General features: G+C 66.2%; 12 protein-coding genes. 5 read left to right on the top strand and 7 right to left on the bottom strand.

Going from position 1 to position 13,556, the window contains the following annotated elements:
- Positions 1-111: 111 nt before the first annotated feature.
- Together NM2_RS33820 and NM2_RS33815 are read left to right on the top strand one after the other, a co-directional pair.
- Entirely contained in the window at positions 112-669 is a 558-nt protein-coding gene (locus NM2_RS33820; RefSeq protein WP_067677441.1) for a TIGR03086 family metal-binding protein, read from the top strand.
- 105 nt (positions 670-774) lie between these two features.
- Positions 775-2,280, top strand: a complete 1,506-nt coding sequence (locus NM2_RS33815; RefSeq protein ID WP_067677489.1) for an alpha/beta fold hydrolase — start codon at positions 775-777, stop codon at positions 2,278-2,280.
- 177 nt (positions 2,281-2,457) lie between these two features.
- On the opposite strand, the gene NM2_RS33810 is transcribed toward NM2_RS33815, so the two are convergent.
- From NM2_RS33810 to NM2_RS33800, 3 genes are all read right to left on the bottom strand, one after another.
- Positions 2,458-3,453 (bottom strand): alpha/beta hydrolase, encoded by a 996-nt coding sequence (locus NM2_RS33810; RefSeq protein WP_067677487.1) that lies wholly within the window; start codon positions 3,451-3,453, stop codon positions 2,458-2,460.
- 251 nt (positions 3,454-3,704) lie between these two features.
- Positions 3,705-4,007: a WXG100 family type VII secretion target gene (locus NM2_RS33805; protein WP_067677439.1), complete on the bottom strand. Its 303-nt coding sequence runs from the start codon at positions 4,005-4,007 to the stop codon at positions 3,705-3,707.
- Positions 4,008-4,066: 59 nt separating this feature from the next.
- A complete protein-coding gene (locus NM2_RS33800; protein ID WP_067677437.1) occupies positions 4,067-4,390 on the bottom strand; it encodes a WXG100 family type VII secretion target in 324 nt (107 codons plus the stop codon).
- Between the two features lie 686 nt (positions 4,391-5,076).
- Here NM2_RS33800 and NM2_RS33795 point away from each other — a divergent pair.
- Entirely contained in the window at positions 5,077-5,832 is a 756-nt protein-coding gene (locus tag NM2_RS33795) for a glycosyltransferase family protein (RefSeq protein WP_157121476.1), read from the top strand.
- Complete coding sequence (locus NM2_RS33790) at positions 5,832-6,158, top strand: glycosyltransferase (RefSeq protein WP_067677433.1); 327 nt, start codon at positions 5,832-5,834, stop codon at positions 6,156-6,158. Before NM2_RS33795 ends, NM2_RS33790 begins: the two co-directional genes overlap by 1 nt.
- Before the next feature lie 10 nt (positions 6,159-6,168).
- Here the strand turns inward: NM2_RS33790 and NM2_RS33785 are convergent, their stop codons facing one another.
- From NM2_RS33785 to NM2_RS33770, 4 genes are all read right to left on the bottom strand, one after another.
- Positions 6,169-7,761: a serine/threonine-protein kinase gene (locus tag NM2_RS33785; RefSeq protein ID WP_067677431.1), complete on the bottom strand. Its 1,593-nt coding sequence runs from the start codon at positions 7,759-7,761 to the stop codon at positions 6,169-6,171.
- Positions 7,762-7,859: 98 nt separating this feature from the next.
- Positions 7,860-9,107, bottom strand: coding sequence for a DUF7373 family lipoprotein (locus NM2_RS33780; protein ID WP_067677429.1), 1,248 nt, complete (start codon positions 9,105-9,107; stop codon positions 7,860-7,862).
- Positions 9,104-10,294 carry a DUF7373 family lipoprotein gene (locus NM2_RS33775; protein ID WP_067677427.1) on the bottom strand — a complete coding sequence of 397 codons (1,191 nt, stop codon included), beginning with the start codon at positions 10,292-10,294 and terminating at the stop codon, positions 9,104-9,106. Before NM2_RS33775 ends, NM2_RS33780 begins: the two co-directional genes overlap by 4 nt.
- A 115-nt stretch (positions 10,295-10,409) precedes the next feature.
- On the bottom strand, positions 10,410-11,621 hold the full coding sequence (locus NM2_RS33770) for a DUF7373 family lipoprotein (protein ID WP_067677425.1): 1,212 nt from the start codon (positions 11,619-11,621) through the stop codon (positions 10,410-10,412).
- Positions 11,622-11,814: 193 nt separating this feature from the next.
- Between NM2_RS33770 and NM2_RS33765 the strand changes: the two genes are divergently transcribed.
- Positions 11,815-13,305: an FHA domain-containing protein gene (locus tag NM2_RS33765; protein WP_067677423.1), complete on the top strand. Its 1,491-nt coding sequence runs from the start codon at positions 11,815-11,817 to the stop codon at positions 13,303-13,305.
- Positions 13,306-13,556 lie beyond the last annotated feature (251 nt).

The raw sequence follows: 13,556 nt of genomic DNA, 5'->3' as shown, positions 1-13,556 counted from the left end.
CACCTCCGGCGCCCCTCGCAGGCACGCCGATCCGCCGACACGGGCGCAATCGCGGGCCGATCGACCCCTATCCCGGTTTACCGGTGGTGGGAGTGGTCATAGGGTCAGGTTATGACATCGGATCCTGTCGCCGACCTCGGGCGGGCCTTCGACGCGGTGGGCGAGTTGATCGCGCAAATCGAACCGGAGCAGTGGGACGCGCCGACGCCCTGTACCGAGTGGACGGTGCGTGATGTGGTGCGGCATCTGGTTGGGCTGAATCTCTTGTTCGCGGCGTTGGTCGACGGCGGTCCGATGCCGGATCAGCGGGAAGATCATCTGGGGACCGATCCGCTCGGGGCCTACCGGGCCTCCGCCGCGGCGGTGACGGCCGCCTTCGGCGCTCCCGGGGTGCTGGACAAGACGTTCTCGGGGCCGCTGGGCGATGCCACCGGTTTGGGGCGGTTGCGGATCAGGATGGCCGATCTGCTCACCCACGGCTGGGACCTGGCCCGCGCCACGGGAATCCGTGCCGATCTGCCGGAGGATCTGGTCGAGGAGTCGCTCGCGTACATCAGGGTGCAGATGGCCGAGCATTCCCGCGCCGGACGTTTCGACGACGAGCAACCCATCGCCCAGGACACTCCCGTTCTCGACAAACTCGCCGCATTCACCGGCCGCGTCGTCTGACGTTCTGCGGCGCGCCGGGCGCGTCTTCCCGCATGCCGAGTGAAGAACCTGTACCTCTAGATGAGGTTTGCCCAGGGGTGCTTTCTGCGAGGAGTGCTGGTGCCGATGCCGACACGGTGGTTTCGCTGGCTCGTTTCGATGATGGGGATCGTGCTCGTGGCCGGACTCGTCGCGGGTCCGGCCCAGGCGCAGGATCCGCTGGACCGGTTCTACCGGCAGCGGCTCGACTGGCAGCCCTGTCACGACGCCGCACTCGACGCGGCGGGTGCGCGGTGTGCGGGAGTTGTCGTCCCGCTGGATTACACCCACCCCGACGGCCGGACGCTCACCATCGCGATCTCGCGGATCGCCGCGACCGATCCGGCGCGGCGGCGTGGGGTGCTGCTGTCCAATCCGGGCGGGCCCGGCGGGCCGGGATTGCGCACGATGACCGGTGTGCAGAAGTCGATGACCGCGGACGTGCGTGCGCAATACGACCTGATCGGCATGGACCCGCGCGGTGTCGGCCGCTCGGATCCGGTGGCTTGCGCGATACCGCTGCCGACGATGCTGTTCTCGGCCGGATTCGACCTGTTCGGTTATGCCCGCGACACCGGCCTGGCCGCCGTGCTGGCCGCGTCCTGTCTGGCCGGGGACGTCGGCAAACTCCGCAACATCACCACCCGGAACACCGCCCGCGACATGGACGTCGTGCGGGGGACGCTCGGTGTCGACAAGATCAACTATTACGGCGCTTCGTACGGCACCTACCTGGGTGCGGTGTACACGCAGATGTTCCCGTCGAAAACCGACCGGATGGTTCTGGACAGTCCCGTGGATCCCGATCGCTACTGGGTCGGGATGTACCAGGACATGGGCCCGATCAACGAGTACGCCCTGGACGACTGGGCGGCGTGGGCCGCCCGGCACGACGATAGGTACCACTTCGGCACGACCGCGCCGCAGGTGCGCGCCTTCGTGGAGGACCTGATCCGCCGTGCGGCAGCGCATCCGGTGATCAGTCTCGGCTCCGGATATCTGGTCGACGAACACACCGTGCCGATAATGCTGCTCGCCCTGCTGTCGAACCCCAAGATGAACGCCAATCTGGCCGACGTCGTGCGCTTGTTGTCCGACGGCGTCGACGGGAAACCGCTGGACGTGTCGAAACTCAAATCCAAGGTCAGCGCCTCGGCCCCGCCGGAGACGTCCGGGATGGCCGCGGTGATGTGCGGGGATGTGGCCGCACCTCGGAATCCGGCCTGGTACTACCGCAATATCGAGGCCGCCCGGCCGACTCAGCCGGTATTCGGCGCGTTCGCCAACAACATCACCGCCTGCGCCTATTGGCCCGATCCGATCGAACCCCCGACCAAGGTGCGCAACGCGACGTCCGCACTGATTCTGGCCGTGACCCACGACACCCGCACCGCCTATTCGGAAGGTCTCGCGCTACACCGCGATCTGTCGGGCTCCCGCCTGGTGACATTGGCCCACACCAGAATTCACGGCTCCTTCCGTCCCGGCCTGAGCCCGTGCCTGAACGACTACGTCAACACCTACCTCGGCACCGGCGCCCTCCCCGCCGCCGACGTCACCTGCGAACCCGACCCGGAGTTCTTCCCCGAATAACCACCGAGGGGCGACTCGCACGGGATGTCGGCTCGGCCGTCTCGGAGCGCGGGAGATCCCGAGCCGACGAGTACCACTGCCTGTCTCCCCGCTGATCTGTGATCGCCGACGTCGGGCAGGCCGATTGCGGGCCGGAGGTCTCCGTTTCGGCCATCAGGGGGTTGCGGCTGATCGGAGTTACAGACCCAGCCCCTGGGCCAGGGTGGGCCAGGACTGTTTCAGCGCGTCCTGCCAGTAGCCCCAGGAGTGTGTGCCGGTGGCGGTGTAGTCGACGGTGACCGGGATGCCGAGCTGGTTCAGGCGATTCTGCAAGTTGTGCGTGCAGGCATTGGTTCCCGCCTCGAGCAGACCACCCACCAAGAGCTGATTCGCCAGCGACACCGGACCGGGATGCAGCAGGAAACGGCTGTTCAACGTGTCGTACCGGCCCGGCAGGCCACTGCCCGAGGACAGGAACAGGTTGATACCGCGCAATCGATCGGCGTGTACGAACGGATCGTTCGCCGCCCAGAGCGGGCTCGAATCCGAGCCCCACATATTGACGGGATTGCCGTCGCCCCAAACCGATATCGCGGTCTTGACCACCTGGCGCCCGAGCGGATCGCTGGTCTGGGCGCACCCGCTGTAGGAGGCGACGCTGCGGTAGAGACCCGGTTCGGCGATGGCCAGGGCCAGCACCGAGGTGCCCGCCATCGACAGACCGGCGATGGCGTGGACGCCGTTGGTACCCAGTGCCGCATCGATCAGCGGGGGCAGCTCCCGGGTGAAGAAGGTTCTCCACTTGTTGCGGCCCAGCACCGGATCGTCCTTCAGCCAATCCGTGTAATAACTCCACGCGCCGCCGATCGGCTCGATGACGTTGGCGTTCTTGTCGGCGAGATACGGCAGCGCATCGGTATTGCGCTGCCAGGTCGCCGCATCCTCCCCGCCGCCCGCACCGTTGAGCAGATACAGCACGGGCCGGGGGGCCGAGGCGTCCGGTGGACGCTGCACCTCGACGGTGATGTCCTGATTCATCGCGGCCGAATGCACGCGCAGCGTGAGGTGGCGAGCGTCGCGGATGTAGTACGCGCCGATCTTCGACCCGTCGGGTGCGGTGGGGGAGGCCAGCAGATGTTCGGTGGTGATGATCGGATCGGCCGAGCCGGCTCCCGCACCCGTGCCGACCGACATCGCGGCCAGGGCGACGGTGGCCGCGGCCGCAACGACGGTGCGAATCCTCGATCGGCGACGCAACGTGAAACTCCCAGGTGTTCTACGTGATTCGGGTGATGCCGTAGAACATATCGCTCGGTGCGGTGTGCGGCTACTTACCGGATCGTCGCCGGACATCCGGATGCGGAACGTCGGCGGTGCGGGTGCGTCGTTGCGAAAACGACTGAGCCCCGGCGATATTCGCCGGGGCTCAGCTGCGAGAACTCGGATCAGAACAGGCCCGCGAGCGAGGAGTCGCGAGACTGCAGGTCGGAGTTGCCGGTGTGCACGAGCTGAGCCGCACCCTGCAGGGTGGTGTTCAGCTGCATGATGTTCTGGTTCCACTGCGACTGCAGTTGCGAGAACGCCTCGTTCGCGTCACCCTGCCAGTGGTTGGTGACGAAGTCGGTGACCTGCTTGTGGAAATCCTCCAGGTCGGACATCAGGTTGCGGGCGCGGCTGATGAACGCGTCGGCACCTGCGGCGACATCGCCGAAGTTGGCGGAAATCCGCGAGGGATCGTTGGCGGCCATGAAATGCTCCTTTGAACGTGGTGATCTTCGAAGCCCGAACGTGTGTGAGCCGGGCAGGATCAGATGGCGGGCAGATCCAGGCTGGAGTTCTGCTTGGCGATCTGCTGCTGGAATTCCTCGTCCTGCTTGGAGTAGCTGTCGGCGGTCTTCATCAGGCTGTCGACCGTGTTGGACAGCTTGTTGTTCATCGCCTGCGCCTGCTCGTAGTAGCGCTCCATGAACTGGTCGAAGGCGGAACGCGCCTGACCGCTCCAGCTGGCGGTGGTCTGCTCCTGATCCGCCTTGGTGGACTGGATGTGCGTGATCAGCTTCTGGTGCTGGTCCTCCATGTTCTTGGAGAACGTGTTCATCTGATCGACATTGGCTTCGAGCTTGCCAGCCACAGTGTGCTCCTCTCGGGTCAACGATCCACGACGGTCGTCTGTCGTGTCGGTATGTCTGGTTGGACGCGTACGACGTCCGTTCGGTTCCATCTACTTCTGCCCAAGTATGAAGGGCACCCCCCAGGCGATGAAGCCGATCTGGTGTGCTCACGTGACGCGAGATGTCATGAAGTGGACGTCATCCCGCCCGTGCTGTCGGAGCAACCGGCTCTGGTACCAGGGGCAGTCGAGACCGCCGCGGCCTCGAATCCGGACCCTCCTTCCCCTACACCTCAATGGCTAAATGTAGCCCGGTCCGGAGACCGGAAGTGCGAACCCCGCCGTGTCGACGGGACTCGAACGCCTACAGGTATTTGGACGCAGCATGCCTCGATTCGGTTCCCTGCCTACCTGCAATGGAGTCCGGCCGGAACGGCCCGAAGCGCGGCTCCGCGCGAAGGATTCGGCCGCTCGATCACCCCTGCGGCGAGCATCGCGCGTTGTGACAGCGTATGTTCTCCTTCCCCCGAGGTGCCGCTGTACCCACATGACGGGCATGACTGCCGCTTTACCCTACCAATCGCGCGGCGCGGGAGCCACAGGAGTTTGTCCGCCGCACCCACTTCGCCGTTCGTGGGACGGATGAGCGGGCCGCCGTAGGGTAGCGTTCGGCACGTCGTCACGGGAGAGTTGGTCGGGTAGCTGAAGTGTCCACGATGCGTTTCCACGTCGTCAATCTGCCGCATACGCAGACCACTCGGTCGTATTCGCCATGTGCTTATACCCAGAAAGTGCGCCGGTTCTGCGACATGATGTCCGGACTGGGCCACGAGGTGTTCCTGTACGCCTCGCAGGAGAACGAGGCGGCCTGCACCGAACTGATCACCATCGTGACCAAGGACGAACAGCGGGAATGGTTCGACAACAACGATTTCTTCGAAGGCCCGATCAACATCACCTGGGGTAAGAACGACAAACACTGGGTCATCACGAACGGCCGGGCCGTCGCGGCGATCGCCGAACGGGCGAAGCCGCGGGATTTCCTGTGCATCATCGGCGGTACCTGCCAGGAGGCGATCGGCGCCGCGCTGCCGGAGATGATGACGGTGGAATTCGGCATCGGTTACAGCGGCGTGTTCGCGAAATACCGTGTGTTCGAAAGTTATGCGTGGATGCACGCGGTGCACGGCGCGCACACCACACTGCCCGGAATCATGAGCGATCGCGGCCGATTCTTCGACGCGGTGATCCCCAATTACTTCGACGTGCCGGACTTTCCGTTCTCCGCGGAGAAGGACGACTACTACTTGTTCATCGGCCGGCTGATCGAGGCCAAGGGCTATCAGATCGCCGTGGACACCTGTCGCGCCCTCGGCCGCGAACTCGTGATCGCCGGTGCCGGAACGCCGCCGGAGTTCGGTGAGTACGTCGGCGTCGTGGACACGCGCGGCGCGGTGAGCTGATGAGCCGGGCCCGAGCGGTTTTCGTGCCCTCGCTGTATCTGGAACCTTTCGGCGGGGTGCACGTGGAGGCGATGCTGTGCGGAACGCCGGTCATCACCACCGACTGGGGTGCGTTCAGCGAGACTGTGCAACAGGGCGTCACCGGATTCCGATGCCGTTCGCTGCGTCAATTCTGCGATGCCGCGGACGCGGTCGACGAGCTGGATTATCAGGCGATCCGCGATTACGCCGTCGGGCGTTTCTCCACGGATGTCGTCGCGGCGCAATACGAGGACTACTTCCGTCGCCTGGAAACCCTGTGGGGCGAGGGGTTCTACGCGCTGTGATCCGGGCGTGTCACTGAATGTGGTTGTGCAACACCGGAACCAGCTTGCTCAACTCGGTCTTCTCCGAATCGGCTCCCCAGTTCCGCATGGCCGACACCGCGGTCGGATCGTCCAGCGGGATCACGGTCGCCTTGGACGTGCTGATCTCGTACGGCAGCCCGAGCAGACCGCCGCCGCCGGCGGCCTTGTCGCTGCGCACGGCGAGGATGTAGCTGCCGTCGGCGGCATTGAGGCTGTCGTAGTCGCTCATCGGCTTCGGGGAGGTCTGGTTGCCCTGCTTCGGGTAGCTGAGGTTGTAGACGAAGCCGAGCCCCTGCAGGAATTCGGTCTGCGGGGTGCCGCCGAGATAGATCGCGACCTTGTCGTCGTCGGTGACATCCACCATGGTGATCGTCTTCCCGGCGAAGGCCGGGTTCTGCTGTTCGGCCTCGGCCACCGAATTCGGCGCTGCCACTGCGCTGGTCGTGGGCGCGGGGGTGACCGGTTGGTCGCCTCTGTTCGCCCAGATCCCGATCCCCGCGGCGACGGCCACCACGACCACGCCGACGACCGTCGGGATCAGCCATCGGCGGCGACCGGGCGGCTTGGCCAGCAGCGCGGACAGATCCCGTTCTCCCGGATCGGAATTCGTCATCCTGGGAGCGGAATTGCCCTGTGCGGTATAGGAACCCGAGATATTCGCGCGCGGGTCGGTGAAGGGCTGACCGGGCACCTGGATCGGATACGTCGGCGAGGTGGAGGTGCGCACCGGGCGGTAGCCGGGCACCAGGGCGCCGGTGGCCGCGTCGGTGAATTCGCGGCAGGTGTTGAACCGATCGGCCGGATTCTTCGCCAGCACCCGGGCGAAGACGTGATCGACGGCCTCGGGAAGGCCGGGGTTCAGGGCGGTCGCCCGCGGCGGCGGCTCGTACAGATGGCCCATCATGACCATCGCCGGTTGCATTGCCGGATAAGGGTTCTGGCCGGTCAGCAGCTTGTAGAAGGCGCAGCCGAGACTGTAGATGTCGGCGCGGTGATCCACCGGATCGCCCTGCAACTGCTCCGGCGGGGCATACGCGATGGTGGCCACGAAACTGCCGGTCTCGGTCAGCTCACCCGGGTCCTCGGTGGATTTGGCGACACCGAAATCGGTGAGCAGCACCCGTTCCTCGTCGTCGCCGTCAGTGGCGGACAGCAGGAAATTGGCCGGTTTGACGTCGCGGTGCAGCAGGCCGCGCCGGTGCGCGTAGTCCAGGCCCCGGCCGACCTCGGTGACGATGCGCAGCGCCCGCAGCGGCGTCATGGCGTGCCGGTCCCGGGACAACTCGGCCGAGGCGTCGGTGCCCTGGACGTACTGCATCGCGATCCAGAGCCGCCCGTCCTCCTCGCCGCGGTTGTAGACCGACACGATGTTCGGATGATCCAGTCCCGCAGCCAGATTGGCCTCGCGCTCGAATCGTCCGCGGAATTCGGCATTGGCCGACAGCTCGGTGCCGAGCACCTTGATCGCGTCCATGCGCGGCAGGCTCGGATGTTTGCCCAGATATACCGTGCCCATACCGCCCGCGCCGAGCACTCGCTCGATCCGATACCCGCCGACGATGGTGCCGGGACTCATCGCCATCTGTCACAAACTCCTGGTCGATCGTGGTCGGGAGGGTGCCGGTACCGGTCGGATCGTGCTTTCGCGGAGCATACCGGCCCCGCGTGAGCACGGTCGAGCTACGGCTCCCATTGGCTGTTGGCCAGCAGCGCGTATTGCGCGGCCGCACGCTGATGCGCATCGATCAATTGATCGGAGTCGACATAGGCGAGGTAATTGCGGTACGCGACGATGCAGGTGTAGCGCTTGGGCGTGATGTACGAGTCGGTGTCCGTATTGTTTTCCACGCACGCCGAACCGGGTAGTTTCGGCACCGCGGCGGCGGCCTTCTCGAATGGCTGCGGGGTGAGCCGATCTCGCACGACTTCATGTGCGGCGGCCGCATCGGCGGTGCGGACCAGAAGGGCGTCATCGGTTTTGGCGAACTTCACGCCTTCGATCGCGGTGAAGGTCTTCTTCGCCTGCGCCCGATCGGGCATGTAGTGCATGATGCCGCGCGGGCCGAAGGCCGCATTCGTATCTCCGTAACCGATATTGCCGATCTTGTCCGAATTCAACGTGCGGCTGATCAGATATTCGGGATCCCAGTCCAGTCGGACGGTGTCCTCGTCCGAGATCGGCCGAAGCTGGTCCAGCAGGGGGAATTCCGCGTCGTAGGACTTCTGAACCAGGGTGGTGAGATTCGCCGGATCGGCGCTGGGTGCGAGCGCGAGCACCGCCACGACATAGGAACCGTGCGCGATGAACGATCGGACGGTGGCGGTCCCGGGACGCCAATGAGCGTGCGCGGCAGGGTATTTGCTCACCGTCAGCGGTTGATTCTTGTTGAGTCCGATATCGGCGTTGTAGAAATCACCGGCAGCGCGTGTGGCGGTGTCGGCATCGGGAAACTGCATCACCATCAGATCGATGCTGGTGGTATTCGATCGCACCACGGCCGGCCAGTCGGCGGTGCTGAGGTAGGTGGGCCGATCCGATCCCACCGATTCGAAGCCGAAATACATGTTGTCGCGCTTGGCGACCGCGGTCATGGCGGTGTCGTTACCGATCCCGCGGGCGATGACGCCGCTGGTGAACGACCCGGAGCGCAGACCGACGGTCATATGCGGATCGATGTCGTAGGCGTCCACCACGTAATCGCTCAGCCGCAGGCCGCCGACCTGCAGACCGTAGATCAGGCCCGGCGGATCGTCCTCGTGGATGTCGATCGGATCGACCGGATACGGGCCGACATCGAGAGTGCGCACGTCGAGTTCGGCCGGAGCGGCGATCCCGGAAACCGATGTGCCGCAGGAGGTCAGCATGACGGCGGCGGTGATCCCGCCGACGGCCGCGGCGATCCCGCGGGCGAGCGAGGGGCGCGTCATTTCGCCCTCACCAGGATCGCGTATTGCGCCGAGATGCGTTGCTGCGCATCGAGAAGCTGTTCACCCCAGGACTGCGACGCATATCGCCCGTAGGCGACCGAGCAGTAGAAATGCACCGCGATCGTCACCGGACCGTGGTACTGACGGCATTTGGCGACCGGGAGATTCCGCGGGGGCGCGGCGGATTTGAAATGTTTCGACGGATCGCCCAGCTGATCGCGGATGTCCTGCGCGCCGGCCGCGTCCCGGGCCCGGTACAGGGTGTTGCCGTATTCGGCGTACAGATCCACGCCGTCCTTCCGGAAGTTCCGCTGATCCGCGATCGGGTCGGTGGTCCAGCCCAAGGCCGCGTGCGCGTGGAAGACGACGGGCGGATTCAGCCATTCTCCCGTCGCCGCCTGCGGCCGGATCATCGTGCGGCCGAGCATGCCATCGATATCCATCGGTTTGTCGGAGAGCTGGTTCGCCGGGGTGGGGGTGAATTTCGCGACCGCCGGGACGATCGTGTCCAGGCTCTTGGTCACCATGGTGACCAGGGCCGGTAGATCGGTGTGATGGAACCAGATCTTCGTGTGGTCGTAGTCGGAGGTGAACACGAGAATTTTCCCGGTGGCGTACCAGCTGTCGATCGACTGGTTGCCGGGCTCCCAATGTGCGTGTGCGGCGGGATATTTGGGGATCGGTACCGGTTGATTATCCGGTTTGGCCGTGAAATCGCGGTGTTCGAGCGCGGCGGCGGCGTCGGCGGCCTGCTTCTCGTCGGGGAACAGCATGACCGCGTTGAGCAGTTCGATACCGTCGTTCTTCCGGCTGTCCATCCCATAACTGATGTAGCCGCCGATGAAATTCGGGGCATCCTGCGCGAAATTGTCGAAGTCGCCGAAATTGTGCAACATCGTGTTCTTGGGATCCTCGAAGACGAGCGATCCGGAATTACCGCCGAAGGTCAGGCTCGGGTCGATATCCATGGCCAGCGGAACGGTGTCGCCGAGACGTTCGGCCTCGAAAACGCGGGCCTGATAGCTGTTCTTGGGCTTGCCCATATCGTGCGGGGCGGCCTGGTAGGGGCCGAAGTCCAGGGCGGCGAGATCGATGACCGGGGCCGGGGGCGATCCGCCGTGACCGCAACCCGCGGCGCAGGCCGTGACCAGCAGTATCGCCGCCACGAACACCTTGGACCTGCGCATGACTTCCCCTCCCGTGGGACCGGCCGCAACACAACCCGCTCGGCCGCGGCCCGTCGGTAGTCTACACACGGGGTCGGGCGCTGATGCCAGTGATTTGCCGCCGCGCGGGCCTTGCTCACATACTGTTCGCCAGGAGGGCGTATGCCGCCGATGCCTTCTTCTTCATATCGGATTGATCATTGCTGATGACCACCTCGACATATCGGCCGTGCGGAATGTAGCAGCGGAATTTCGCCGCATTCGAGTGCACGCTTGAACTGCCGAGTTGCAGGCATTTCGCACCCGGGATTCCGTCCGGCGCGTCGGTCGGGCTGTAGCCGGATCCCGACGCCGAGACCAGGCCATTGACGAGCCGCCCGCCGGCCGCCGCATCGCGCACCCGCAGCACCGTGCTCGTATCGGCGATGCCGACCGCGTCCAGGCCCGTATCGTCGACGAGTCGCTGCCGGGTGGTCTCGTCCTCGGCGATGTTCACGAAATCGTTGGGGCCGTAGCTGGCGAAGCGGTCCCGGTCGGGGGTGTGCACGTCCCGGTCGCGCACCACCGCGCGGGCGAGCAGTCCGTCGGGATCGATTGGGAGGCTGGAGAACTGGTCCTTCGGGGTGGCCTGGAATCTGTCCAGTGCCGGGACCTGCGCGTCGAGTGATTTCTGCACCCACGCCTCCAGATCGTCCTGATCGGGCTCGGGACGCTGGATGAACAGCGAGATCACGAAGTTCTTGTGCGCCAGGAAGGCGCCGACATTGGAGATGCCGGGACGCCAGTGCACCAGCGCGTCAGGGTATTTCGACAGCGTGAGCTTCTTGTTCAGATCCGGCGCGACGCCGAAGTCGGCGTCCTCGAGTTCCTGGGCGGTTCGCTTAGCGGTATCCGCGTCCGCGAAACGCATCACGAAATCGGTGACCGAGGTGGTGTCGGAGGTGGAGATGGAAGTGCCCGGCTCGTCGGGCTTGTCGGCCCCGGCGGCGGTGTAGCCGGTGAGCAGGCCCTCCCGGTCCAGGATGGGCTTGGACACCGCGGCGAGCAGGCGGGTGGTGGCCTCGGTGTTGTCCAGGACGATGTGGCCACCCTGACCGACCTTCAGCGACGGATCGATCCGCACCGCGGGCACCACCGCCCGGGACATCCGCATACCCTCCACGACCGCGCCCGCGTCGTCGGCGGTCTGGTGGTAGGCGTGCTGATCGACCGCGTAATTGCCGACATCGAGTGTGCGCACGTCGATCTCGCCCGCGACCGGGGTGCCCTGCACCCCGCACCCGGCCAGCACCGCGACCGCGGTTGCCGTAGCGAATACGATCCCTGCGCGACGTGTCGTGCGAACCATCGGCCAGCCCCCGTATCTCCAGCAATCAGCACACAAATTACCGGACCGGGGCCTTGCGCGGGAACAGTCCGCGCGGCGCGATGTGGCGCGTGGCGAGACGAGGCGGGCCGGTCCGGGGGCCCATGCGGATCCGTTGCTCTAATCTGGTGCGTGTGGTGACGACCGCCGATATGGCCCGCGAAGGCCGATTCCATTGAGGGATCGGCAGGTCGAGGTTGTCCCGGGCAATCATGTCGTGGTCCGAGTGGCGGGTGCGCTCGTGCTGGTCGCCCATCGCGGTCCCGGGCCGGTACGGGAGTCCTCGGTCGCCATGCGCGTGGCAGAAGCGCTCTCGCAGTTGGTTTTCGAGGCGACCGAGCAGGCTCCCGCCGGGCCCGGCCGGTTGGTCGCACGGGAGGCGACGAACTGGTTGATGCGCGACGCCGAGCAGATCAGCCCCGGCGAGCCGGTCGATCTGGGCATCCTGACGCAGGCCGAGACCGGCGGGGTGGCGATCTTCCTGCACGGCGCGGTCACCGCGATGCTGGTCGGCGAGGACGGCGTCGAGTACCACCGTGGCGTGGAGGCCGGATTCACCGTGGATCGGGTGGCGCACACGCCGGCGCGGGCGGCCGCGATCTTCGCCGACGAGGAATCGGCGGGCGATCCGGAGCTGCCCGAGCGCGGTATCGGCGCGCTGGGCGAGGGTGTGGCGCAGGCGTCCGGGGCGGTCGTCTGGTTCGAGGGGCGACGTTCGCGGGCACGTGATCGGGACGAGGACTCGGGTGCGCGGCACCGCCCGGCGACAACGGGATCGGTGCCGTTCGCCGATGAGCCGCAAGCGTTTTCGAATCCTTCGGGCGATCTGTACCGCGCGCAGATGTCCTCGGATTCGACTCCGCCGCCGAGTGATGACTCCGTTCCGCAACCTCCGCCCCTGCCGGGTGGCGACCTCGCGCCGCGGGTGCCGGGCACGGGGGTACGGAATGATGCCGTCCCGCCGCCGCTGCCGAGCGCGGGGCCGGGCGGCGACGCCGTCTCGCCGCCGCTGCCGTCGACTCCGACTCCACCGCCCCTGCCCACGGTTCCGCCGCCGCTGCCCACGGTTCCGCCGCCGCTGCCGAATACCGGGCCGGATATGGCTGCGCGACTTGCGCAGACGGAACTCGGGCGGCCGAGTTCGGTTCCGTCGCTGCACGGTCCGGAGCCGACTCCCGAGCGCGGTGCGCCCGGCGTCCGGGTGTTGGGATTCAAGTGCGCGCGAGCACATCCCAGCGATCCGCGATCGGCGTTCTGCACCGTCTGCGGTATGCCGGTGGATCAGACCCAGCCGCCGTCCGAGGTGCCGCGCCCGCCCCTGGGCGTGCTGGTTCTCGACGACGGCACCGCGTTCACGCTGGCCGCCGACGCGGTCCTGGGCCGCGATCCGCAGAACTCCGATGCCGCCCAGCGGGGTATGACCCCGTTCAAGATCGAGGACAACTCCGGCGGCATGTCCCGCGCCCACGCCGAGATCCGCCTGGTCAACTGGGATGCCACCATCGTGGATCGAGGTTCCACCAACGGCACCCGCGCCCGCCTCCCCGGCTACCAGGACTGGATCAACCTGGTTCCCAACCAGCCCATGGCCCTGATTCACGGCACCGAACTGATGCTCGGCAACCGCGTCCTCCGCTTCGACCCGGCCGCCGCCCCGCCCTTCTGAGCTGTATCTTCGGCCTCCGCTGCTGTATTTTCTGCCTCCGCTTCGCTCCGGCGGGTTTGCGGCGCACTGAGGCTCACCGCCCGGCCCCGTGTCGGACACTCGTTCCTCGCACCCGCCACGCGTCCGGGCGGCGAGCCGCGCCGCAAACCACATCGCGGTCACCAGCGCACCGGCCGCGCCCTTGCCCTCCTCCGACAGCGGGTACAAGGTGTCTTTCGAGGTCACGAACGCCGCGGCGTCGAACGCCAGGT

The sequence above is a fragment of the Nocardia miyunensis NBRC 108239 genome, from assembly GCF_001613065.1.
Lineage (GTDB): Bacteria > Actinomycetota > Actinomycetes > Mycobacteriales > Mycobacteriaceae > Nocardia > Nocardia miyunensis.
The sequence above is the reverse complement of the archived record's forward strand: the minus strand, read 5'-3'. Positions and strand labels throughout refer to the sequence as shown.